This window comes from Pseudomonas sp. S30_BP2TU TE3576 (assembly GCF_050436025.1).
In the GTDB taxonomy this organism is placed as follows: domain Bacteria; phylum Pseudomonadota; class Gammaproteobacteria; order Pseudomonadales; family Pseudomonadaceae; genus Aquipseudomonas.
Map to the genome: position 1 here is coordinate 3,309,234 of NZ_JBNDLK010000001.1, position 20,569 is coordinate 3,329,802.

At 56.9% G+C, this 20,569-nt stretch carries 21 protein-coding genes; 20 read left to right on the top strand and 1 reads right to left on the bottom strand.

Features of this window, described 5'->3' with window-relative positions; genetic code table 11:
• Nucleotides 1–30: 30 nt before the first annotated feature.
• Nucleotides 31–1,554 (bottom strand): chromosomal replication initiator protein DnaA, encoded by a 1,524-nt coding sequence (dnaA, locus tag ABIA48_RS14970; RefSeq protein WP_008002312.1) that lies wholly within the window; start codon nucleotides 1,552–1,554, stop codon nucleotides 31–33.
• A 566-nt stretch (nucleotides 1,555–2,120) separates the two neighbouring features.
• Here dnaA and rpmH point away from each other — a divergent pair.
• From rpmH to ABIA48_RS15070, 20 genes are all read left to right on the top strand, one after another.
• Nucleotides 2,121–2,255 (top strand): 50S ribosomal protein L34, encoded by a 135-nt coding sequence (rpmH, locus tag ABIA48_RS14975; protein WP_003213577.1) that lies wholly within the window; start codon nucleotides 2,121–2,123, stop codon nucleotides 2,253–2,255.
• A 16-nt stretch (nucleotides 2,256–2,271) separates the two neighbouring features.
• The gene (rnpA, locus tag ABIA48_RS14980; protein WP_033063215.1) at nucleotides 2,272–2,673 is read left to right on the top strand and encodes a ribonuclease P protein component; all 402 of its coding nucleotides are present in this window, start codon (nucleotides 2,272–2,274) and stop codon (nucleotides 2,671–2,673) included.
• Nucleotides 2,666–2,911, top strand: a complete 246-nt coding sequence (gene yidD / locus ABIA48_RS14985; RefSeq protein ID WP_010565858.1) for a membrane protein insertion efficiency factor YidD — start codon at nucleotides 2,666–2,668, stop codon at nucleotides 2,909–2,911. The genes rnpA and yidD overlap by 8 nt, the downstream gene beginning before the upstream one ends.
• A 2-nt stretch (nucleotides 2,912–2,913) precedes the next feature.
• Entirely contained in the window at nucleotides 2,914–4,593 is a 1,680-nt protein-coding gene (gene yidC, locus ABIA48_RS14990) for a membrane protein insertase YidC (RefSeq protein WP_007985062.1), read from the top strand.
• A gap of 79 nt (nucleotides 4,594–4,672) precedes the next feature.
• Nucleotides 4,673–6,043, top strand: coding sequence for a tRNA uridine-5-carboxymethylaminomethyl(34) synthesis GTPase MnmE (gene mnmE / locus ABIA48_RS14995; protein ID WP_429489620.1), 1,371 nt, complete (start codon nucleotides 4,673–4,675; stop codon nucleotides 6,041–6,043).
• Between the two features lie 550 nt (nucleotides 6,044–6,593).
• Complete coding sequence (gene mnmG, locus ABIA48_RS15000) at nucleotides 6,594–8,492, top strand: tRNA uridine-5-carboxymethylaminomethyl(34) synthesis enzyme MnmG (protein WP_429489622.1); 1,899 nt, start codon at nucleotides 6,594–6,596, stop codon at nucleotides 8,490–8,492.
• On the top strand, nucleotides 8,489–9,133 hold the full coding sequence (gene rsmG / locus ABIA48_RS15005) for a 16S rRNA (guanine(527)-N(7))-methyltransferase RsmG (RefSeq protein ID WP_007969895.1): 645 nt from the start codon (nucleotides 8,489–8,491) through the stop codon (nucleotides 9,131–9,133). The genes mnmG and rsmG overlap by 4 nt, the downstream gene beginning before the upstream one ends.
• An 18-nt stretch (nucleotides 9,134–9,151) precedes the next feature.
• Complete coding sequence (locus tag ABIA48_RS15010; RefSeq protein WP_008002319.1) at nucleotides 9,152–9,949, top strand: ParA family protein; 798 nt, start codon at nucleotides 9,152–9,154, stop codon at nucleotides 9,947–9,949.
• A 9-nt stretch (nucleotides 9,950–9,958) separates the two neighbouring features.
• A complete protein-coding gene (locus tag ABIA48_RS15015) occupies nucleotides 9,959–10,831 on the top strand; it encodes a ParB/RepB/Spo0J family partition protein (protein ID WP_102700984.1) in 873 nt (290 codons plus the stop codon).
• 148 nt (nucleotides 10,832–10,979) lie between these two features.
• Nucleotides 10,980–11,387, top strand: coding sequence for a F0F1 ATP synthase subunit I (locus ABIA48_RS15020; RefSeq protein ID WP_007985054.1), 408 nt, complete (start codon nucleotides 10,980–10,982; stop codon nucleotides 11,385–11,387).
• Nucleotides 11,388–11,403: 16 nt separating this feature from the next.
• Nucleotides 11,404–12,273, top strand: coding sequence for a F0F1 ATP synthase subunit A (gene atpB, locus ABIA48_RS15025; protein ID WP_310055362.1), 870 nt, complete (start codon nucleotides 11,404–11,406; stop codon nucleotides 12,271–12,273).
• Between the two features lie 133 nt (nucleotides 12,274–12,406).
• Entirely contained in the window at nucleotides 12,407–12,664 is a 258-nt protein-coding gene (gene atpE, locus ABIA48_RS15030) for a F0F1 ATP synthase subunit C (protein WP_003097235.1), read from the top strand.
• 58 nt (nucleotides 12,665–12,722) lie between these two features.
• Nucleotides 12,723–13,193, top strand: coding sequence for a F0F1 ATP synthase subunit B (locus ABIA48_RS15035; RefSeq protein WP_007969903.1), 471 nt, complete (start codon nucleotides 12,723–12,725; stop codon nucleotides 13,191–13,193).
• A gap of 12 nt (nucleotides 13,194–13,205) precedes the next feature.
• On the top strand, nucleotides 13,206–13,742 hold the full coding sequence (locus tag ABIA48_RS15040; protein WP_310055365.1) for a F0F1 ATP synthase subunit delta: 537 nt from the start codon (nucleotides 13,206–13,208) through the stop codon (nucleotides 13,740–13,742).
• 21 nt (nucleotides 13,743–13,763) lie between these two features.
• On the top strand, nucleotides 13,764–15,308 hold the full coding sequence (atpA, locus tag ABIA48_RS15045; RefSeq protein ID WP_007969905.1) for a F0F1 ATP synthase subunit alpha: 1,545 nt from the start codon (nucleotides 13,764–13,766) through the stop codon (nucleotides 15,306–15,308).
• 50 nt (nucleotides 15,309–15,358) lie between these two features.
• Complete coding sequence (gene atpG, locus ABIA48_RS15050; protein ID WP_007934344.1) at nucleotides 15,359–16,219, top strand: F0F1 ATP synthase subunit gamma; 861 nt, start codon at nucleotides 15,359–15,361, stop codon at nucleotides 16,217–16,219.
• 27 nt (nucleotides 16,220–16,246) lie between these two features.
• On the top strand, nucleotides 16,247–17,623 hold the full coding sequence (atpD, locus tag ABIA48_RS15055; protein ID WP_007969907.1) for a F0F1 ATP synthase subunit beta: 1,377 nt from the start codon (nucleotides 16,247–16,249) through the stop codon (nucleotides 17,621–17,623).
• A 45-nt stretch (nucleotides 17,624–17,668) separates the two neighbouring features.
• On the top strand, nucleotides 17,669–18,094 hold the full coding sequence (locus tag ABIA48_RS15060) for a F0F1 ATP synthase subunit epsilon (RefSeq protein ID WP_093228338.1): 426 nt from the start codon (nucleotides 17,669–17,671) through the stop codon (nucleotides 18,092–18,094).
• A gap of 113 nt (nucleotides 18,095–18,207) precedes the next feature.
• Nucleotides 18,208–19,575: a bifunctional UDP-N-acetylglucosamine diphosphorylase/glucosamine-1-phosphate N-acetyltransferase GlmU gene (gene glmU / locus ABIA48_RS15065; protein WP_429489627.1), complete on the top strand. Its 1,368-nt coding sequence runs from the start codon at nucleotides 18,208–18,210 to the stop codon at nucleotides 19,573–19,575.
• A gap of 217 nt (nucleotides 19,576–19,792) precedes the next feature.
• Nucleotides 19,793–20,569 (top strand): DeoR/GlpR family DNA-binding transcription regulator, encoded by a 777-nt coding sequence (locus tag ABIA48_RS15070; RefSeq protein WP_429489629.1) that lies wholly within the window; start codon nucleotides 19,793–19,795, stop codon nucleotides 20,567–20,569.

Sequence of the window (20,569 nt, forward strand, 5' to 3'; positions counted from 1 at the left end):
CCTTGCCTTAATTAGCTGCGCTGGTGTTCATCAAGTGGTCAGTGTACGCAGCAGGTTCTTGTAGTCCTCGCGGATGTCCGCGTCGGATTCCTTAAGTTCGTTGATCTTGCGGCAGGCGTGCAAAACAGTCGTATGGTCGCGGCCGCCAAACACGTCGCCGATTTCCGGCAGGCTGTGGTTAGTCAACTCCTTGGACAAGGCCATTGCAACCTGACGCGGACGTGCGACCGAACGCGAACGGCGTTTGGACAGCAAGTCGGAGATCTTGATCTTGTAGTACTCGGCGACGGTGCGCTGAATGTTATCCACAGAGACCAGTTTATCCTGCAACGCCAACAAGTCCTTCAGGGATTCGCGAATCAGCTCGATGGTGATATCGCGGCCCATGAAGTGCGAGTGGGCGATCACGCGTTTGAGCGCGCCTTCCAGCTCACGGACGTTGGAGCGAATGCGCTGGGCAATGAAGAACGCGGCGTCGTGAGGCAACTCGACTTTGGCCTGATCGGCCTTCTTCATCAGGATCGCCACGCGGGTTTCCAGCTCCGGCGGCTCGACCGCTACAGTCAGGCCCCAGCCAAAGCGGGATTTGAGGCGTTCTTCAAGGCCTTCGATTTCTTTCGGGTAGCGGTCACTGGTGAGAATGACCTGCTGACCACCTTCGAGCAGGGCGTTGAAGGTGTGGAAAAACTCTTCCTGGGAACGCTCTTTGCGGGCGAAGAACTGAATGTCATCGATCAGCAACGCATCCACCGAACGGTAGAAGCGCTTGAACTCGTTGATCGCGTTCAGTTGCAGGGCCTTGACCATATCCGCCACGAAGCGCTCGGAATGCAGGTACACCACCTTGGCATTCGGGTTCTTCTTTAATAGATGGTTACCCACAGCGTGCATCAAGTGGGTTTTACCCAGGCCGACGCCACCATAAAGGAAGAGCGGGTTGTAACCGTGCTTGGGGTTGTCCGCCACCTGCCAGGCGGCGGCGCGCGCCAACTGGTTGGATTTACCTTCAACGAAGTTCTCGAAGGTAAAGGTACGGTTCAGGTAACTGGTGTGCTTGAGCGCACCTTCGACCTGCACGGTACGTTGCTCGGCACGAACCGGGGCCTGTTGCGAACTGGCGCCGGCCATTGGATCGAAGCTGTCACGGGAAGGTTCTTCCTCGGTGACCTCTGTCACTTTTTGCGTGGCACGTTTGGTCGAAGCGGCGGCTGGTGCAGACGGCGGCGGACTGGCGGGCGCTTGAGCAGCCTGAGCCTGGGAGGCCGCGGCAGCCAGGGGAGCATTTGGCGCGGCACGGGGTGCCGAGCTGCGTTTGCTGCCTATTAACAAGGAAAGCGCAGGCGCCATGCCATTGCCGTGCTCATCGAGCAATTCGAGAACACGCCCCAGGTATTTTTCGTTGACCCAGTCCAGAACAAAACGATTGGGCGCATAGACACGCAACTCGTCGCCTTCGGCTTCGACCTGTAGTGGACGGATCCAAGTGTTGAATTGTTGGGCAGGCAGCTCATCGCGCAAAAGCTCCACGCACTGCTGCCAAAGTTCCACTGACACGGATATCCCCTAAGTTGAAAGCCGGTGAGGCAAAAACAAGCGGCCATTGTAGCGACCAGACGCCGACTTATCCACACGAAGGTGGTTCATCGACCAAGAAGAATCAGCGTTTTATACGCAAAAAAGACGACCAGCGGTCTGTGCATAAGCTCTGTGGATAACCGGGCTTAAGGTCATTGCACAAGTGGGGGCGAAACTCGGTGGATAACCGGCCTGTGGATAAACCGTCTTTCCACACACAGGTTATCCGACAGCGCAGCACAGGCTGAACACTGTTTTCCACTGTAGTTGTCATTCTCTGTACATCAGGTAAAACAAGGTCTGAAGCTACTTATCCACAGAAGCTGGCGAGCCTAGCTTTTATAAGCTTTACAGAAAAGCTTTAAATACTTTCCTTTCTTATTTTTATATTTACCCGCGGTTCGCCCAGCGCAAAACGTCTGGAGATCTATTTATAAGGAAACGCTGGTTGGAAATTGACCTGAAGGCTTGCTTTCTCTAGAATCCCCGGTCTCTTAAAACGGGGGCCATTCCGGCCCGTTGTGGACGAACCAGGTAACACGACAATGAAACGTACTTTCCAACCAAGCACTATCAAACGCGCTCGTACCCACGGTTTCCGTGCTCGCATGGCTACCAAGAACGGTCGTGCCGTACTGTCGCGTCGTCGCGCCAAAGGTCGTGCGCGTCTGGCAGTTTGATAAGCCGGCACTGGAGGTGAGTCAGGACTTCAGTCGGGAAAAGCGTCTGCTTACTCCCCGGCATTTCAAGGCAGTCTTTGACTCCCCTACCGGCAAGGTTCCGGGGAAAAATCTCCTGCTCCTTGCGCGCAACAACGATCTTGATCACCCCCGTCTCGGGTTGGTTATCGGGAAAAAGAGCGTAAAGCTCTCCGTCGAGCGCAATCGCCTCAAACGTCTGATGCGCGAATCGTTTCGCCTGAACCAGGATTCACTGGTCGGCTGGGACATTGTTATCGTCGCGCGCAAAGGTTTGGGTGACGTAGAAAACCCCGAATTGATTCAGCATTTCGGCAAGCTCTGGAAACGACTGGCTCGCAGTTCGCCGGTACCAGCAGTCAAAACCGAACCTGTAGGGGTAGACAGTCCGGATGCGTAAACTGGCACTCGTTCCGATCCAGTTTTATCGCTATGCCATTAGTCCCCTGATGGCCGATCACTGTCGTTTCTACCCCAGTTGTTCCTGCTACGCGTTAGAAGCCATCGAAAATCATGGCCTTCTTCGCGGTGGCTGGCTGACCTTTCGTCGTTTAGGTCGCTGTCATCCGTGGAATCCCGGTGGTTATGACCCGGTTCCACCTATCCCTACCTCCCGTTCTTCTTCGATGGCCGAGTAATCATGGATATCAAACGCACGATCCTGATCGTCGCCCTGGCAATCGTGTCCTACGTTATGGTTCTTAAATGGAACCAGGACTATGGCCAGGCTGCCCTGCCGACTCAGAATGTTGCCACCAATACGACTGCATCGGGCCTGCCGGATACGGCATCTGGCTCCAACGCTTCCGCCAGTGACGACATTCCACGTGCTGCAAGCGACACCAGCGCACCTGCCGAAACACCGGTGGCTGTGAGCAAGGACCTCATCCAGATCAAAACGGATGTACTGGACCTGGCTGTCGACCCACAAGGTGGTGATGTTGCCCAGCTGACCCTGCCGCTGTACCCGCGTCGTCAGGATCACCCGGAAATTCCGTTCCAGCTGTTCGATAACGGTGGTGAACGTACTTATCTGGCGCAAAGCGGCCTGATCGGCACCAACGGTCCGGATGCAAATTCTGCCGGTCGTCCGGTTTATTCCTCGGAGAAGAAGGTTTATCAACTGGCTGACGGTCAGGACCAATTGGTCGTGGACCTGAAGTTCAGCAAGGACGGCGTCAACTACATCAAGCGTTTCACCCTGAAACGCGGCCTGTATGACGTAACCGTTTCCTACCTGATCGACAACCAGAGCGCCCAGCCCTGGACGGGTGCGATGTTCGCGCAATTGAAGCGTGACGCCAGCGCCGATCCATCTTCCACAACCGCCACCGGTACCGCGACTTACCTGGGCGCAGCCCTGTGGACAAGTTCCGAGCCGTACAAGAAAGTGTCCATGAAGGACATGGACAAGGCGCCGTTGAAGGAAACCGTCACTGGCGGTTGGGTTGCCTGGTTGCAGCACTACTTCGTGACCGCATGGATTCCGGCCAAGGGCGAAAACAACATCGTCCAGACCCGTAAAGACAGCAAAGGCAACTACATCATCGGCTACACCGGCCCATCGATGAGTGTTGCGCCGGGTGCCAAGGCTGAAACCAGCGCTGTTCTGTACGCCGGTCCGAAAAGCCAGGCCGTGCTGAAAGAGTTGTCCCCAGGTCTGGAATTGACCGTCGACTACGGCATTCTGTGGTTCATCGCCCAACCGATCTTCTGGTTGCTGCAACATATCCACGCCATTGTCGGTAACTGGGGCTGGTCGATCATCTTCCTGACCATGCTGATCAAAGGGATTTTCTTCCCGTTGTCGGCTGCCAGCTACAAATCCATGGCGCGCATGCGTGCGGTGGCACCGAAACTGGCTGCGCTGAAAGAGCAACATGGCGATGACCGGCAGAAAATGTCGCAAGCCATGATGGAGCTGTACAAGAAAGAGAAGATCAATCCGCTGGGTGGTTGCTTGCCAATCCTCGTGCAGATGCCGGTTTTCCTCTCGCTGTACTGGGTTCTGCTGGAAAGCGTCGAAATGCGCCAGGCGCCGTTCATGCTGTGGATTACTGACCTGTCGATCAAGGATCCGTTCTTCATTCTGCCGATCATCATGGGTGCAACCATGTTCATCCAGCAGCAGCTGAACCCGACTCCTCCGGATCCGATGCAGGCCAAGGTGATGAAGCTGATGCCGATCATCTTCACCTTCTTCTTCCTGTGGTTCCCGGCGGGTCTGGTGCTGTATTGGGTTGTGAACAACTGCCTGTCGATCGCCCAACAGTGGTACATCACACGTAAGATCGAAGCGGCTACCAAAGCAGCTGCCTGATTTACACTGTGGATAACCACTCAAGACGCCCCCTAGTGGGGCGTTTTGCTATCTGTCACTTTTGTCTGGATACCGGTTTATGAGCGCTCCTCGTGAAACCATCGCCGCCGTTGCCACCGCTCAAGGTCGCGGCGGCGTAGGCATCGTCCGTATTTCCGGGCCGTTGGCCAGCGTAGCGGCCAAGGCCTTCAGTGGTCGCGAACTCAAGCCGCGATTTGCCCATTACGGTCCGTTTTTCAGTGAAAACGACGAGGTGCTGGATCAGGGCCTCGCGCTGTATTTTCCCGGACCAAACTCGTTCACCGGCGAAGATGTCCTGGAACTCCAGGGCCATGGCGGCCCGGTCGTTCTGGATATGTTGCTCCAGCGCTGCCTTGAACTGGGTTGCCGGCTCGCCCGACCGGGGGAATTCAGTGAGCGCGCCTTCCTCAACGACAAACTTGACCTCGCGCAGGCCGAAGCCATTGCCGACCTGATTGAAGCCAGTTCCGCCCAGGCTGCGCGAAACGCGTTGCGCTCCCTGCAGGGGGCTTTCTCGTTACGTGTGCATAACCTCACCGAGCAACTGATCGGCCTGCGAATCTATGTCGAAGCGGCCATCGATTTCCCGGAAGAGGAAATCGACTTCCTCGCCGATGGCCACGTCCTGAGCATGCTCGACAAGGTGCGCGACGAGTTATCCACCGTCATGCGCGAAGCCGGGCAGGGTGCCTTGCTGCGTGACGGCATGACCGTGGTCATCGCCGGTCGTCCGAATGCCGGTAAATCCAGCCTGCTCAATGCCCTGGCCGGACGTGAAGCGGCGATCGTGACCGAAATTGCCGGCACTACCCGGGATGTGCTTCGCGAACATATCCACATCGATGGCATGCCGCTGCACGTGGTGGATACCGCCGGTCTGCGCGATACCGATGACCATGTGGAAAAAATCGGCGTCGAGCGTGCCTTGAAAGCCATCGGCGAAGCGGATCGGGTACTGCTGGTGGTCGATGCCACAGCACCGGAAGCCCTCGATCCATTCGCACTCTGGCCGGAGTTTCTGGAAATCCGGCCCGATCCCGCGAAAGTCACCCTGATCCGCAACAAGGCCGATCTCACGGGCGAAGCCATTGCCCTGGAAGTCAGCGAAGATGGCCACGTCACCATCAGCCTGAGTGCCAAGTCCGGTGGTGTCGGCCTGGAGCTGCTGCGCGATCACCTCAAGGCCTGCATGGGCTATGAACAAACGTCCGAAAGCAGCTTCAGCGCTCGCCGGCGACACCTTGAGGCGCTACGTCATGCCAGTGCTGCCCTCGAGCATGGTCGTGCCCAATTGACCCTGGCCGGTGCTGGCGAGTTGTTGGCCGAGGATTTGCGCCAGGCTCAGCAATCGCTCGGAGAAATCACCGGCGCTTTCAGTTCCGATGACCTGCTTGGGCGGATTTTTTCCAGCTTCTGTATCGGTAAATAGCCCTTCTGTTGTTCACAGACAGGCCATTCGTGCCTGTCTGCTCTCTCCTTTTCTGAATGAACCCTCGAGTGCCGAGCGAACTTTGTCTGCTTGAGCGGGATTCCTGTACCTGAATTTCGAGCAAACGGCGCTTTTCTGTGGATTAAGCCCTGTGAATAACCGCAGCTAAGGTCAGTTGATAACAGGGCTCGAAAACTGAACATAACCGCCTCTGTGGATAACCACCTCTTTCATCCACAGGCTTACACCGGTTATCCAAGGGCCTCATTGGCACATGAACACAGGGTTTTGAACCTCTGTACACATTGAAAATAAAGGCCTGTATCAATCTATCCACAGAAAGGCAGGTGCATAGAAATAAACATAAAAACAAAGATTTAATAAATTTCTCTCTTTTTAATTTCTATAACTCCGACTTTTCCACAGCTGGTTAAATTTTGTGCAAAGGGTTCTTTAGGAAGGGCGAAGTCCCTATACTTGTCGACCAGGTCCAAAAACCTGAGCTCAAACTATTCCTGAATTACCTACTTAAGCAGGCACGAGGTGCGTGGTGGATTTCCCTTCCCGTTTTGAAGTGATCGTCATCGGCGGCGGTCATGCCGGTACCGAGGCAGCACTGGCCTCAGCACGTATGGGGGTCAAAACCCTGTTGCTGACGCATAACGTGGAAACCCTCGGTGCCATGAGTTGCAACCCGGCCATTGGCGGGATTGGCAAAAGCCATCTGGTCAAGGAAATCGACGCCCTCGGCGGCGCGATGGCCATCGCTACCGATAAAGGTGGCATCCAGTTTCGCGTGTTGAACAGCCGCAAAGGCCCGGCGGTGCGAGCAACCCGCGCTCAAGCAGATCGGGTTCTGTACAAGGCCGCTGTCCGCGAAATCCTGGAAAACCAGCCGAACCTGTGGATATTTCAACAGGCTGCTGACGATCTGATCGTCGAGCAGGAACAAGTCCGTGGTGTTGTCACACAAATGGGTCTGCGTTTCTTCGCCGATTCCGTAGTGTTGACCACCGGCACCTTCCTCGGTGGACTTATCCACATCGGTTTGCAGAATTTCTCCGGTGGTCGCGCCGGTGATCCGCCATCGATCGCGCTGGCTCACCGTCTACGTGAACTGCCATTGCGTGTGGGTCGTTTGAAAACCGGTACTCCGCCGCGTATCGACGGCCGGTCTGTGGATTTCTCGGTGATGTCCGAGCAACCGGGTGATACGCCGATCCCGGTGATGTCGTTCATGGGCAACAAGGAACAGCATCCACAGCAAGTCAGCTGCTGGATTACCCACACCAACGCCCGCACCCACGAAATCATCGCGGCGAACCTCGACCGTTCGCCGATGTATTCCGCTGCCGGTGAGATCGAAGGGATCGGCCCGCGTTATTGCCCATCGATCGAAGACAAGATCCATCGCTTTGCCGACAAGGAAAGCCATCAGGTCTTCATCGAACCGGAAGGTTTGACGACAAACGAGCTGTATCCGAACGGGATATCCACAAGCTTGCCATTCGACGTGCAATTGCAGATCGTGCAATCGATCCGCGGCATGGAAAACGCGCACATCGTGCGTCCGGGTTACGCGATCGAGTACGACTACTTCGACCCGCGCGATTTGAAATACAGCCTGGAAACCAAAGTCATCGGCGGCCTGTTTTTCGCCGGGCAAATCAACGGCACCACCGGTTACGAAGAAGCCGGCGCCCAGGGTTTGCTGGCCGGGACCAACGCCGCACTGCGTGCGCAAGGCAAAGATGCCTGGTGCCCGCGTCGCGACGAGGCCTACATCGGTGTGTTGGTCGACGACCTGATTACCCTCGGTACCCAGGAACCGTACCGGATGTTCACGTCCCGTGCCGAGTACCGCCTGATCCTGCGCGAAGACAACGCCGACCTGCGTTTGACCGAAAAAGGTCGCGAACTGGGCCTGGTGGATGACGCGCGGTGGGCGGCGTTCTGCAAAAAACGCGAAAGCATCGAACTGGAAGAGCAACGCCTGAAAAGCACCTGGGTACGCCCGGGCACCGAGCAGGGCGATGCGATTGCCGAAAAATTCGGCACGCCGCTGACTCACGAATACAACCTGCTCAATCTCTTGAGTCGTCCGGAAATCGACTACGCTGGTCTGATTGCCGTGACCGGTGACGGCGCAGAAGATCCACAGGTTGCCGAACAGGTCGAAATCAAGACCAAGTACGCCGGTTACATCGATCGTCAACAGGATGAAATTGCACGCCTGCGGGCCAGCGAAGACACCAAACTGCCTGTGGATATCGATTACACGAACATTTCCGGTCTCTCCAAAGAGATCCAGAGCAAGCTCGGTGCGACCCGTCCAGAGACTTTGGGCCAGGCCTCGCGAATCCCGGGCGTAACGCCGGCAGCCATTTCGCTGTTGATGATTCATTTGAAAAAACGCGGCGCGGGCCGTCAGTTGGAGCAAAGCGCTTGAGTTCGTTGGTCACTTCGCAACACGCAGAAGAGTTATCCACAGGTGCCCGCCAACTCGGTGTCACGCTGACAGAAACCCAGCACGCACAACTGCTGGGTTACCTGGCCCTGTTGATCAAATGGAACAAGGCTTACAACCTCACCGCCGTGCGTGATCCGGACGAAATGGTTTCCCGTCACTTGCTCGATAGTCTGAGTGTGATGTCGTTCATCGAAAACGGTCGCTGGCTCGACGTTGGCAGTGGCGGCGGCATGCCAGGCATTCCCCTGGCCATCCTGTTTCCCGAGTCCCAGGTGACTTGCCTTGACAGCAACGGCAAGAAAACCCGTTTCCTGACCCAGGTCAAACTCGAACTCAAACTGGATAACCTGCAAGTTATCCACAGTCGCGTTGAAGCGTTCCAGCCTGCCCAGCCGTTCAACGGGATCATTTCCCGTGCGTTCAGCAGCATGGAAAACTTCAGCAACTGGACTCGCCACCTCGGCGATAGCGAAACACGCTGGCTGGCAATGAAGGGCGTTCATCCGGCCGATGAGCTGGTAGCATTGCCGGCAGACTTCCACCTCGATAGCGAACACGCCCTGGCCGTACCTGGTTGCCAAGGCCAACGCCATCTGCTGATACTGCGCCGCACGGCATGATTGGGAACACAAGCAAGAATGGCTAAGGTATTCGCGATAGCGAACCAAAAGGGTGGCGTGGGCAAAACCACCACCTGCATCAACCTCGCAGCATCCCTGGTCGCGACCAAGCGCCGGGTGCTGTTGATCGACCTTGATCCACAGGGCAACGCCACCATGGGTAGCGGTGTGGATAAACATGGCCTGGAAAACTCGGTCTACGACCTGTTGATCGGCGAATGTGATCTGGCCCAGGCCATGCACTTCTCTGAACACGGTGGTTACCAGTTGTTGCCGGCCAACCGCGACCTCACCGCGGCCGAAGTGGTACTGCTGGAAATGCAGATGAAGGAAAGCCGTCTGCGCAGCGCGCTGGCGCCGATCCGGGAAAACTACGATTACATCCTGATTGACTGCCCGCCGTCGCTGTCGATGCTGACTTTGAACGCACTGGTTGCCGCCGACGGGGTCATTATCCCCATGCAGTGCGAGTACTTCGCACTCGAAGGCTTGAGCGACCTTGTGGATAACATCAAGCGTATCGCTGAACTGCTGAACCCGAACCTCAAGGTCGAAGGCCTGCTGCGTACGATGTACGACCCGCGCCTGAGCCTGATGAACGATGTATCGGCGCAGCTCAAGGAACATTTCGGCGAGCAGCTCTACGACACCGTCATTCCGCGCAACATCCGTCTGGCCGAAGCGCCTAGCTACGGCATGCCGGCGCTGGCGTACGACAAATCATCGCGGGGCGCCGTTGCCTATCTGGCATTGGCGGGCGAAATGGTTCGTCGTCAACGCAAAAACTCACGCATCGCCGCCGCTCAGGCAACTTAAGGAATCCCCATGGCCGTCAAGAAACGAGGTCTCGGACGTGGACTGGATGCTCTGTTGAGTGGTCCGACTGTCAGCTCGCTGGAAGAACAAGCGGCGCAAGCCGATCAGCGTGAGCTGCAACACCTTCCCCTGGATCTGCTCCAGCGCGGCAAATACCAGCCGCGTCGTGACATGGATCCGCAGGCGCTCGAAGAACTGGCGCAGTCGATCAGGGCCCAGGGCGTCATGCAGCCCATCGTGGTTCGCCCGATCGGCAGCGGCCGCTTTGAAATCATTGCCGGCGAACGTCGCTGGCGTGCCAGTCAGCAAGCCGGGCAGGAAACCATTCCGGCGATGGTGCGCGATGTACCCGATGAAACCGCGATTGCCATCGCGCTGATCGAGAACATTCAGCGCGAAGACCTGAACCCGATTGAAGAAGCGGTGGCCCTGCAGCGTTTGCAGCAGGAGTTCCAGCTGACTCAGCAACAGGTGGCCGAGGCCGTGGGCAAGTCCCGGGTGACCGTGGCTAACCTGCTGCGCCTGATTTCCTTGCCGGAAGTCATCAAGACCATGCTGTCCCACGGCGACCTGGAAATGGGTCATGCCCGTGCTTTGCTCGGTTTGCCGGAAAATCAACAGGTTGAAGGGGCGCGACATGTTGTCGCACGCGGGCTGACCGTGCGCCAGACTGAAGCACTGGTTCGCCAGTGGTTGAGTGGCAAACCGGAGCCTGTTGAACCGGCAAAACCGGACCCGGATATCGCCCGTCTCGAACAGCGCCTGGCCGAGCGCCTAGGCTCTGCGGTGCAGATTCGCCACGGTAAGAAGGGTAAAGGGCAGTTGGTGATTGGTTACAACTCACTGGATGAGCTTCAAGGCGTACTCGCACATATCCGCTGAAACATTTCCTCATGTAGCGTGCAGAGGGAAATCACTACCTGACAGTTGAATAGGGGCAGAACCGCCCCTATACTCTGCGCGCATTTTGTCGGCACAAATTATGCCAAGTTATTGAATTTCGGCAGCCGACCATTGGAGAGCAAAAGTGATGGAAACCCGCACGCCAAACCGCTTGCCGTTCCATCGCCTGGCAGTTTTTCCGGTGTTAATGGCTCAATTTGTCGTTCTGCTCATTGCCGCTCTGGCGCTCTGGCAACGGTATGGAGTCGTTGCCGGGTACTCGGGACTTTGCGGAGGCCTGATAGCCTTGCTTCCCAATGTTTATTTCGCTCACAGGGCATTTCGGTTTTCCGGCGCCCGGGCAGCTCAAGCCATCGTCCGGTCATTTTATGCCGGCGAGGCGGGCAAACTGATTTTGACGGCGGTGCTTTTTGCATTGACGTTCGCAGGTGTGAAGCCATTGGCGCCGCTGGCTGTATTCGGCGTCTTCGTGCTGACCCAACTGGTCAGCTGGTTCGCTCCCCTGCTGATGAGAACAAGACTTTCGAGACCTTAGGGCGTTTGAGGCAACCATGGCAGAAACAACCGCTTCGGGCTATATCCAGCACCACTTGCAGAACCTGACCTTCGGTCAGCTCCCTACCGGCGGCTGGGGCTTTGCCCACACCGCAGCAGAAGCCAAGGAAATGGGCTTCTGGGCTTTCCACGTCGATACTCTCGGCTGGTCGGTCGCATTGGGTCTGTTTTTCGTTCTTCTTTTCCGCATGGCGGCCAAGAAAGCGACTACCGGTGTACCTGGTGCTTTGCAGAACTTCGTTGAAGTATTGGTCGAATTCGTCGATGGCAGCGTGAAAGACAGCTTCCATGGCCGTAGCCCGGTGGTTGCACCACTGGCACTGACCATCTTCGTCTGGGTGTTCCTGATGAACGCCATCGACCTGGTACCGGTCGACTGGATTCCTCAGCTGGCTATCCTGATCTCCGGCGACCACCACATCCCGTTCCGTGCTGTGTCGACCACCGACCCGAACGCTACTTTGGCCATGGCCTTCACAGTGTTCGCGCTGATCATTTTCTACAGCATCAAGATCAAGGGCCTCGGCGGCTTCATCGGCGAGCTGACCTTGCACCCGTTCGGCAGCAAGAACATTTTCCTTCAGGCTTTGCTGATCCCGGTGAACTTCCTGCTGGAATTCGTGACCCTGATCGCCAAGCCGATCTCCCTGGCTCTGCGTCTGTTCGGCAACATGTATGCCGGCGAGCTGGTCTTCATTCTGATCGCTGTGATGTTCGGCAGCGGCCTGCTCTGGCTGAGTGGCCTGGGCGTTGTTCTGCAGTGGGCGTGGGCTGTGTTCCACATCCTGATCATCACCCTGCAGGCGTTCATCTTCATGATGCTGACCATCGTCTACCTGTCGATGGCGCACGAAGAAAACCATTAAGGCCAGTCTCGACTAGTCTGATGTCCTTCCCGGTAAAACGGGAAGGGGCTCTTCACGGAGCCTCTGAAACGATTTGTTTTACCGCTTTAATCTAAAAAACCTAAACCATACGACGTAAAAGTCGGGAGGAAAGATGGAAACTGTAGTTGGTCTAACCGCTATCGCTGTTGCACTGTTGATCGGCCTGGGCGCACTGGGTACCGCAATTGGTTTCGGCCTGCTGGGCGGCAAGTTCCTGGAAGGCGCAGCGCGTCAGCCAGAAATGGTTCCAATGCTGCAAGTTAAAATGTTCATCGTTGCCGGTCTGCTCGACGCCGTAACCATGATCGGTGTTGGTATCGCTCTGTTCTTCACCTTTGCGAACCCGTTCGTTGGTCAAATCGCTGGCTAATTACTCGGATCTTCCGGGTAATTTGGTGTGATGGACAACGTAACTGCGAGGTGTTGGCGTGAACATTAATGCGACCCTGATTGGCCAGTCCGTTGCGTTCCTGATTTTTGTACTGTTCTGCATGAAGTTCGTATGGCCTCCGGTCATCACGGCACTGCACGAACGTCAAAAGAAGATCGCTGATGGTCTGGACGCTGCCAGCCGAGCAGCTCGCGACCTGGAGTTGGCCCAAGAGAAAGCGGGTCAGCAACTGCGCGAAGCGAAAGCTCAGGCAGCTGAAATCATCGAGCAAGCCAAGAAACGCGGTACCCAGATTGTCGACGAAGCCCGTGAACAGGCTCGCGTCGAAGCTGACCGTGTGAAGGCTCAGGCTCAGGCCGAGATCGAACAGGAACTGAACAGCGTCAAAGACGCGCTGCGCGCCCAAGTGGGTAGCCTGGCCGTTGGCGGTGCTTCGAAGATCCTGGGCAAAGCAATCGATCAAAACGCGCACGCAGAGCTGGTTAACCAACTGGCTGCTGAAATCTAAGCGAGGGCGATCATGGCAGAACTGACCACGTTGGCCCGACCTTACGCTAAGGCGGCCTTCGAGCACGCTCAGGCCCACCAGCAACTGGCCAATTGGTCAGCCATGCTCGGCCTGGCAGCAACGGTGTCGGAAGACGACACCATGCAGCGCGTGCTCAAGGCCCCGCGACTGACGAGCGCAGAAAAGGCCGCCACGTTTATTGACGTGTGCGGCGACAAGTTTGATGTAAAGGCACAGAACTTCATTCACGTCGTTGCCGAAAACGACCGTCTCCCGCTGTTGCCGGAGATCGCCGCTCTGTTCGATCTGTACAAGGCCGAGCAAGAGAAATCGGTAGACGTTGAAGTGACCAGTGCCTTCGCATTGAACCAAGAACAGCAAGACAAACTCGCCAAGGTTCTCAGTGCACGACTCAACCGGGAAGTGCGCCTGCAAGTCGAGGAAGATTCATCCCTTATTGGGGGTGTTGTCATCCGCGCCGGCGACCTGGTTATCGATGGCTCGATTCGCGGCAAAATCGCGAAACTGGCCGAAGCATTGAAATCTTGAGTTTGAAGGGGCAGCAGAGCAATGCAGCAACTCAATCCTTCCGAAATAAGTGAAATTATCAAGGGCCGCATCGACAAGCTCGATGTGACCTCCCAAGCCCGTAACGAAGGCACTGTCGTCAGCGTATCTGACGGCATCGTGCGGATTCACGGTCTGGCCGACGTAATGTACGGCGAGATGATCGAGTTTCCGGGCGGCGTCTTCGGCATGGCCCTCAACCTGGAGCAAGACTCTGTAGGTGCCGTTGTATTGGGCGCATACCAGACTCTGGCTGAAGGCATGAGCGCCAAGTGCACTGGCCGCATCCTGGAAGTTCCGGTTGGTAAGGAACTGCTGGGTCGCGTAGTCGACGCACTGGGTAACCCGGTTGACGGCAAAGGTCCGCTGAACAACACCGAGACCGACGCGGTCGAGAAAGTTGCTCCAGGCGTGATCTGGCGTAAGTCGGTAGACCAGCCTGTACAGACTGGCTACAAGGCTGTCGATGCCATGATCCCTGTCGGCCGTGGCCAGCGTGAGCTGATCATCGGTGACCGTCAGATCGGTAAAACCGCTCTGGCGATCGACGCGATCATCAATCAGAAAGACAGCGGCATTTTCTGCGTCTACGTAGCAATCGGTCAGAAGCAATCGACCATCGCCAACGTTGTTCGCAAGCTGGAAGAAAACGGTGCACTGGCTAACACCATCATCGTTGCTGCGAGCGCTTCGGAATCTGCAGCACTGCAGTTCCTGGCTCCGTACTCCGGTTGCACCATGGGCGAATACTTCCGCGACCGCGGTGAAGACGCGCTGATCGTTTATGACGATCTGTCCAAGCAAGCAGTGGCTTACCGCCAGATTTCCCTGCTGCTGCGCCGTCCACCAGGCCGTGAAGCTTACCCAGGCGACGTGTTCTATCTCCACTCCCGTCTGCTGGAGCGCGCATCCCGCGTTTCGGAAGAGTACGTAGAGAAGTTCACCAACGGCGCAGTGACCGGCAAAACCGGTTCCCTGACCGCACTGCCGATCATCGAAACCCAGGCTGGCGACGTTTCCGCGTTCGTTCCGACCAACGTGATTTCCATCACCGACGGTCAGATCTTCCTGGAATCGGCCATGTTCAACTCGGGCATCCGCCCTGCAGTGAACGCCGGTGTTTCGGTATCCCGTGTGGGTGGTGCCGCTCAGACCAAGATCATCAAGAAGCTGTCCGGTGGTATCCGTACCGCTCTGGCTCAGTACCGTGAACTGGCGGCATTCGCCCAGTTCGCTTCTGACCTGGACGAAGCGACCCGTAAGCAACTTGAGCATGGTCAGCGCGTTACCGAGCTGATGAAGCAGAAGCAATACGCGCCAATGTCGATCGCCGACATGTCGCTGTCGCTGTATGCCGCTGAGCGTGGGTTCCTGACCGACGTTGAAATCGCCAAGATCGGCAGCTTCGAACAAGCGCTGATTGCTTACTTCAACCGCGATCACGCCGACTTGATGGCGAAGATCAACGTGAAGGGTGACTTCAATGACGAAATCGATGGCGGCCTGAAAGCCGGTATCGAGAAGTTCAAGGCCACCCAAACCTGGTAAGCCGCAGCGGGAGCCTAGCGGCTCCCGCTTGCTAACCTGATAGGTGTTACATGGCAGGCGCAAAAGAGATTCGCAGTAAGATTGCGAGCATCAAAAGCACGCAAAAGATTACCAGCGCCATGGAAAAAGTGGCGGTCAGCAAAATGCGCAAGGCACAAATGCGCATGGCTGCTAGCCGTCCTTATGCGGAGCGCATCCGCCAGGTTATTGGCCATCTGGCCAACGCTAACCCGGAATATCGCCACCCGTTCATGATCGACCGTGAAGTAAAGCGCGTCGGTTATGTCGTAGTGAGCAGTGACCGTGGTCTGTGTGGTGGCTTGAACACCAACCTGTTCAAGGCTTTGGTCAAGGACATGGCGGTAAACCGCGAAAACGGCGTCGAGATCGATCTGTGTGTAGTGGGTAGCAAGGGTGCGGCTTTCTTCCGCAACTTCGGCGGTAACGTCGTTGCAGCTATCAGCCACCTGGGTGAAGAGCCGTCGATCAATGATCTGATCGGCAGCGTCAAGGTGATGCTGGATGCCTACCTGGACGGCCGTATTGACCGCCTGTCCGTGGTGTCCAACAAGTTCATCAACACCATGACGCAACAGCCTACCGTGGAGCAGTTGATTCCACTGGTGGCAACCCCGGATCAAGAACTCAAGCACCACTGGGACTATCTCTACGAACCGGATGCCAAGGAGCTGCTCGACGGCTTGATGGTCCGTTACGTGGAGTCGCAGGTCTACCAGGCGGTGGTCGAGAACAACGCGGCTGAACAAGCTGCGCGGATGATCGCGATGAAGAACGCTACCGACAACGCCGGTGATTTGATCAGCGATTTGCAGCTGGTCTACAACAAGGCGCGTCAGGCTGCGATCACCCAAGAGATCTCGGAAATCGTCGGCGGCGCTGCCGCGGTTTAACGGTTCAAATATTCAGAGGATCCAGCTATGAGTAGCGGACGTATCGTTCAAATCATCGGCGCCGTTATCGACGTGGAATTTCCACGCGACAGCGTACCGAGCATCTACGACGCCTTGAAAGTTCAAGGCGCCGAAACCACTCTGGAAGTTCAGCAGCAGCTGGGCGACGGCGTGGTTCGTACCATTGCGATGGGCTCCACCGAAGGCTTGAAGCGCGGTCTGGACGTCAACAACACTGGCGCAGCCATCTCCGTACCGGTCGGTAAAGCGACCCTGGGCCGGATCATGGACGTACTGGGCAACCCGATCGACGAAGCTGGCCCGATCGGCGAAGAAGAGCGCTGGGGCATTCACCGTCCTGCGCCAACCTTCGCTGAACAAGCCGGTGGCAACGAGCTGCTGGAAACAGGCATCAAGGTTATCGACCTGGTTTGCCCGTTCGCCAAGGGCGGTAAAGTCGGTCTGTTCGGTGGTGCCGGTGTAGGCAAGACCGTAAACATGATGGAACTGATCCGTAACATCGCCATCGAGCACAGCGGTTATTCCGTGTTCGCCGGTGTGGGTGAGCGTACTCGTGAGGGTAACGACTTCTACCACGAGATGAAGGACTCCAACGTTCTGGACAAAGTGGCACTGGTTTACGGTCAGATGAACGAGCCGCCGGGAAACCGTCTGCGCGTAGCCCTGACCGGCCTGACCATGGCCGAGAAGTTCCGTGACGAAGGTAACGACGTTCTGCTGTTCGTCGACAACATCTATCGTTACACCCTGGCCGGTACTGAAGTATCCGCACTGCTGGGCCGTATGCCTTCGGCAGTAGGTTACCAGCCGACCCTGGCTGAAGAGATGGGCGTGCTGCAAGAGCGCATCACTTCGACCAAGCAAGGTTCGATTACTTCGATCCAGGCGGTATACGTACCAGCGGACGACTTGACCGACCCGTCGCCAGCGACCACCTTCGCCCACTTGGACGCCACCGTCGTTCTGTCCCGTGACATCGCTTCCCTGGGTATCTACCCGGCGGTAGACCCACTGGACTCGACTTCGCGTCAGCTGGACCCGAACGTGATCGGCAACGACCACTACGAAACCGCTCGCGGTGTTCAGTACGTGCTGCAGCGTTACAAAGAACTGAAGGACATCATTGCGATCCTGGGTATGGACGAGCTGTCGGAAGCCGACAAGCAGTTGGTAAACCGTGCTCGTAAGATCCAGCGCTTCTTGTCGCAGCCGTTCTTCGTGGCTGAAGTCTTCACCGGTGCTTCGGGTAAATACGTTTCCCTGAAAGACACCATTGCTGGCTTCAAAGGCATCCTCAACGGTGACTACGACCACCTGCCAGAACAAGCGTTCTACATGGTTGGCGGCATCGAAGAAGCGATCGAGAAAGCCAAGAAACTGTAATCCCGGCGCCCGGCAACGGGCGCTAATTTAGGTTGAGGCAATCAGATGGCTATGACAGTCCATTGCGATATCGTCAGCGCGGAAGGAGAAATCTTTTCCGGTCTGGTCGAGATGGTGATTGCGCACGGTGCACTGGGTGATCTTGGTATCGCCCTGGGTCACGCGCCGCTGATCACTAATCTGAAGCCAGGTCCGATCCGCCTGATCAAGCAGGGCGGGGAAGCCGAGGTGTTTTACATCTCCGGTGGTTTCCTCGAGGTTCAGCCGAACATGGTCAAAGTACTTGCCGATACCGTGCAACGTGCTGCCGACCTGGATGAAGCCGCAGCTTTGGAAGCCGTTAAGGCTGCCGAGAAAGCCCTGCATGAGCGAGGCGCGGAATTCGATTACGGTTCTGCTGCCGCACGTCTGGCCGAGGCTGCAGCTCAGCTGCGCACCGTCCAGCAGATCCGCAAGAAGTTCGGCCACTAAGGCTGCACTTGTTGTGTGATTGATTAAAAAGGGTAGCCTCGGCTACCCTTTTTTCTTTTCCGATTTTTACAACCCGGTCGCAGCCGCTGACCACCCAGGATTGGTAGCCAGTTATGTCTCTTGAAATCGTTATTCTCGCTGCTGGCCAAGGCACGCGCATGCGTTCCGCTTTGCCGAAAGTTTTGCACCCGATTGCCGGCAACTCCATGCTCGGCCATGTTATCCACAGCGCCAGGCAACTTGATCCACAGCGCATCCACGTCGTGATCGGTCATGGCGCCGATGCGGTGCGTGACCGCCTGGCGGCGGATGATCTGAATTTCGTCCTGCAGGATAAACAGTTGGGTACCGGCCACGCCGTTGCTCAAGCCGTGCCGTTCATTCAGTCCGACACCGTGCTGGTGCTCTACGGTGATGTGCCGTTGATCGAGGTCGATACCCTGCAGCGCCTGCTCAAGCAGGTTGGGCCGCAGCAGTTGGGTTTGCTGACCGTCGAACTGGATGACCCGACCGGTTACGGCCGTATTGTTCGTGATGCCGCTGGCAACGTTACGGCCATCGTCGAACAGAAAGATGCCAATGAAGCCGAACGCAACATCACCGAAGGCAATACCGGCATTCTGGCGCTGCCGTTTGCCCGTCTTGGCGACTGGATGAGTCGACTCTCCAATAACAACGCCCAGGGCGAGTATTACCTGACCGACATCATCGCCATGGCAGTGAGCGATGGTCTGGTGGTGGCTACCGAGCAACCGCACGACGCCATGGAAGTGCAGGGCGCCAATGACCGCAAGCAGCTGTCCGAACTGGAACGGCATTATCAATTGCGCGCCGGTCGTCGTTTGATGGCTCAAGGTGTGACGCTGCGCGACCCGGCACGTTTCGATGTGCGCGGAGATGTGACAGTGGGCCGCGACGTGCTGATCGACATCAACGTGATCCTCGAAGGCAAGGTCGTCATTGAAGATGACGTGGTGATTGGCCCGAACTGCGTGATCAAGGACAGCACCCTGCGCAAGGGCGTGGTCATCAAGGCCAACAGCCATATCGAAGGCGCCATTCTGGGTGAAGGCAGCGATGCCGGCCCGTTCGCACGTCTGCGTCCAGGCACCGTGCTGGAAGCCCGGGCGCATGTGGGTAACTTCGTCGAGTTGAAAAATGCTCACATGGGCGAAGGCGCCAAGGCCGGTCACCTGACTTATCTGGGCGATGCCGAAGTGGGGGCGCGTACCAACATCGGTGCCGGCACCATCACCTGCAACTATGACGGCGCCAACAAGTGGAAAACCGTGTTGGGCGAAGACGTGTTCATTGGTTCCAACAACTCGTTGGTGGCGCCTGTGGATATCCTGGCGGGTGCGACCACCGCGGCCGGTTCGACGATTACCTCGACTGTGGATAAATCCCAGTTGGCTATCGGGCGTGCTCGTCAGAAGAATATCGACGGCTGGAAGCGGCCGGAGAAGATCAAGAAGGGCTGAGTTATCCACATCCCAATGATCGGCTGAAGTTATTCACAGCCTGATCCATTGCATTCGCGGGCAAGCCCACTCCCACAGCGGTATTCGCCAACCTGTGGGAGCGGGCTTGCCCGCGATGCTTTTATCCACAGATCTTTTTATCGCAACACGCTTGACGAAGTTTCGCCGATAGGTTTTGATTGCTTCCGATATCTTTCGAATCGAAACTTACCAGCTCATGTCGAAGCGCAACACACCTCAACGTCGTCACAACATCCTCGCCTTGCTCAATGAGCAGGGCGAAGTCAGTGTGGATGAGTTGGCCAAGCGCTTCGAAACCTCGGAAGTGACGATTCGCAAGGATCTGGCGGCACTTGAAAGCAATGGCCTGTTGCTGCGTCGTTACGGCGGGGCGATCACCATGCCTCAGGAGCTGGTCGCGGACCTTGGTCAGCCGGTTTCCATATACAAGAAAGCCATCGCCCGTGCCGCCGTCGCACGGATTCGCGAGCATGCGCGCATCATTATCGACAGTGGCAGTACCACCGCCTCAATGATTCCGGAACTCGGGCAGCAACCCGGTCTGGTGGTGATGACCAACTCGCTGCATGTCGCCAATGCCTTGAGCGAACTTGAGCACGAACCGGTGCTGTTGATGACCGGGGGGACCTGGGACCCGCACTCCGAGTCCTTTCAGGGGCAGGTTGCCGAGCAGGTTCTACGCTCTTACGACTTTGACCAGCTGTTTATCGGGGCCGACGGCATCGATCTGGTTCGCGGTACAACCACCTTCAACGAACTGCTCGGGCTGAGCCGGGTCATGGCCGAAGTCGCCCGCGAAGTGGTCGTGATGGTGGAGGCCGACAAGATCGGCCGCAAGATTCCCAACCTGGAGCTGCCCTGGAGCAGTGTCCATACCCTTATTACGGATGAACGCCTGCCGCTTGAGGCTCGCGATCAGATTCAGGCCCGCGGCATCAATTTGATATGCGCGGCTGTCAGTCAGGAGAAATAG

Excerpts from the sequence above, each read along its gene's own strand:
- rpmH (WP_003213577.1), top strand. The coding sequence starts at position 2,121 with ATGAAACGTACTTTCCAACCAAGCACTATCAAACGCGCTCGTACCCAC.
- yidD (WP_010565858.1), top strand. The coding sequence starts at position 2,666 with ATGCGTAAACTGGCACTCGTTCCGATCCAGTTTTATCGCTATGCCATT.
- yidC (WP_007985062.1), top strand. The coding sequence starts at position 2,914 with ATGGATATCAAACGCACGATCCTGATCGTCGCCCTGGCAATCGTGTCC.
- mnmE (WP_429489620.1), top strand. The coding sequence starts at position 4,673 with ATGAGCGCTCCTCGTGAAACCATCGCCGCCGTTGCCACCGCTCAAGGT.
- ABIA48_RS15010 (WP_008002319.1), top strand. The coding sequence starts at position 9,152 with ATGGCTAAGGTATTCGCGATAGCGAACCAAAAGGGTGGCGTGGGCAAA.
- ABIA48_RS15015 (WP_102700984.1), top strand. The coding sequence starts at position 9,959 with ATGGCCGTCAAGAAACGAGGTCTCGGACGTGGACTGGATGCTCTGTTG.
- ABIA48_RS15020 (WP_007985054.1), top strand. The coding sequence starts at position 10,980 with ATGGAAACCCGCACGCCAAACCGCTTGCCGTTCCATCGCCTGGCAGTT.
- atpB (WP_310055362.1), top strand. The coding sequence starts at position 11,404 with ATGGCAGAAACAACCGCTTCGGGCTATATCCAGCACCACTTGCAGAAC.
- atpE (WP_003097235.1), top strand. The coding sequence starts at position 12,407 with ATGGAAACTGTAGTTGGTCTAACCGCTATCGCTGTTGCACTGTTGATC.
- ABIA48_RS15040 (WP_310055365.1), top strand. The coding sequence starts at position 13,206 with ATGGCAGAACTGACCACGTTGGCCCGACCTTACGCTAAGGCGGCCTTC.
- atpA (WP_007969905.1), top strand. The coding sequence starts at position 13,764 with ATGCAGCAACTCAATCCTTCCGAAATAAGTGAAATTATCAAGGGCCGC.
- atpG (WP_007934344.1), top strand. The coding sequence starts at position 15,359 with ATGGCAGGCGCAAAAGAGATTCGCAGTAAGATTGCGAGCATCAAAAGC.
- atpD (WP_007969907.1), top strand. The coding sequence starts at position 16,247 with ATGAGTAGCGGACGTATCGTTCAAATCATCGGCGCCGTTATCGACGTG.
- ABIA48_RS15060 (WP_093228338.1), top strand. The coding sequence starts at position 17,669 with ATGGCTATGACAGTCCATTGCGATATCGTCAGCGCGGAAGGAGAAATC.
- glmU (WP_429489627.1), top strand. The coding sequence starts at position 18,208 with ATGTCTCTTGAAATCGTTATTCTCGCTGCTGGCCAAGGCACGCGCATG.
- ABIA48_RS15070 (WP_429489629.1), top strand. The coding sequence starts at position 19,793 with ATGTCGAAGCGCAACACACCTCAACGTCGTCACAACATCCTCGCCTTG.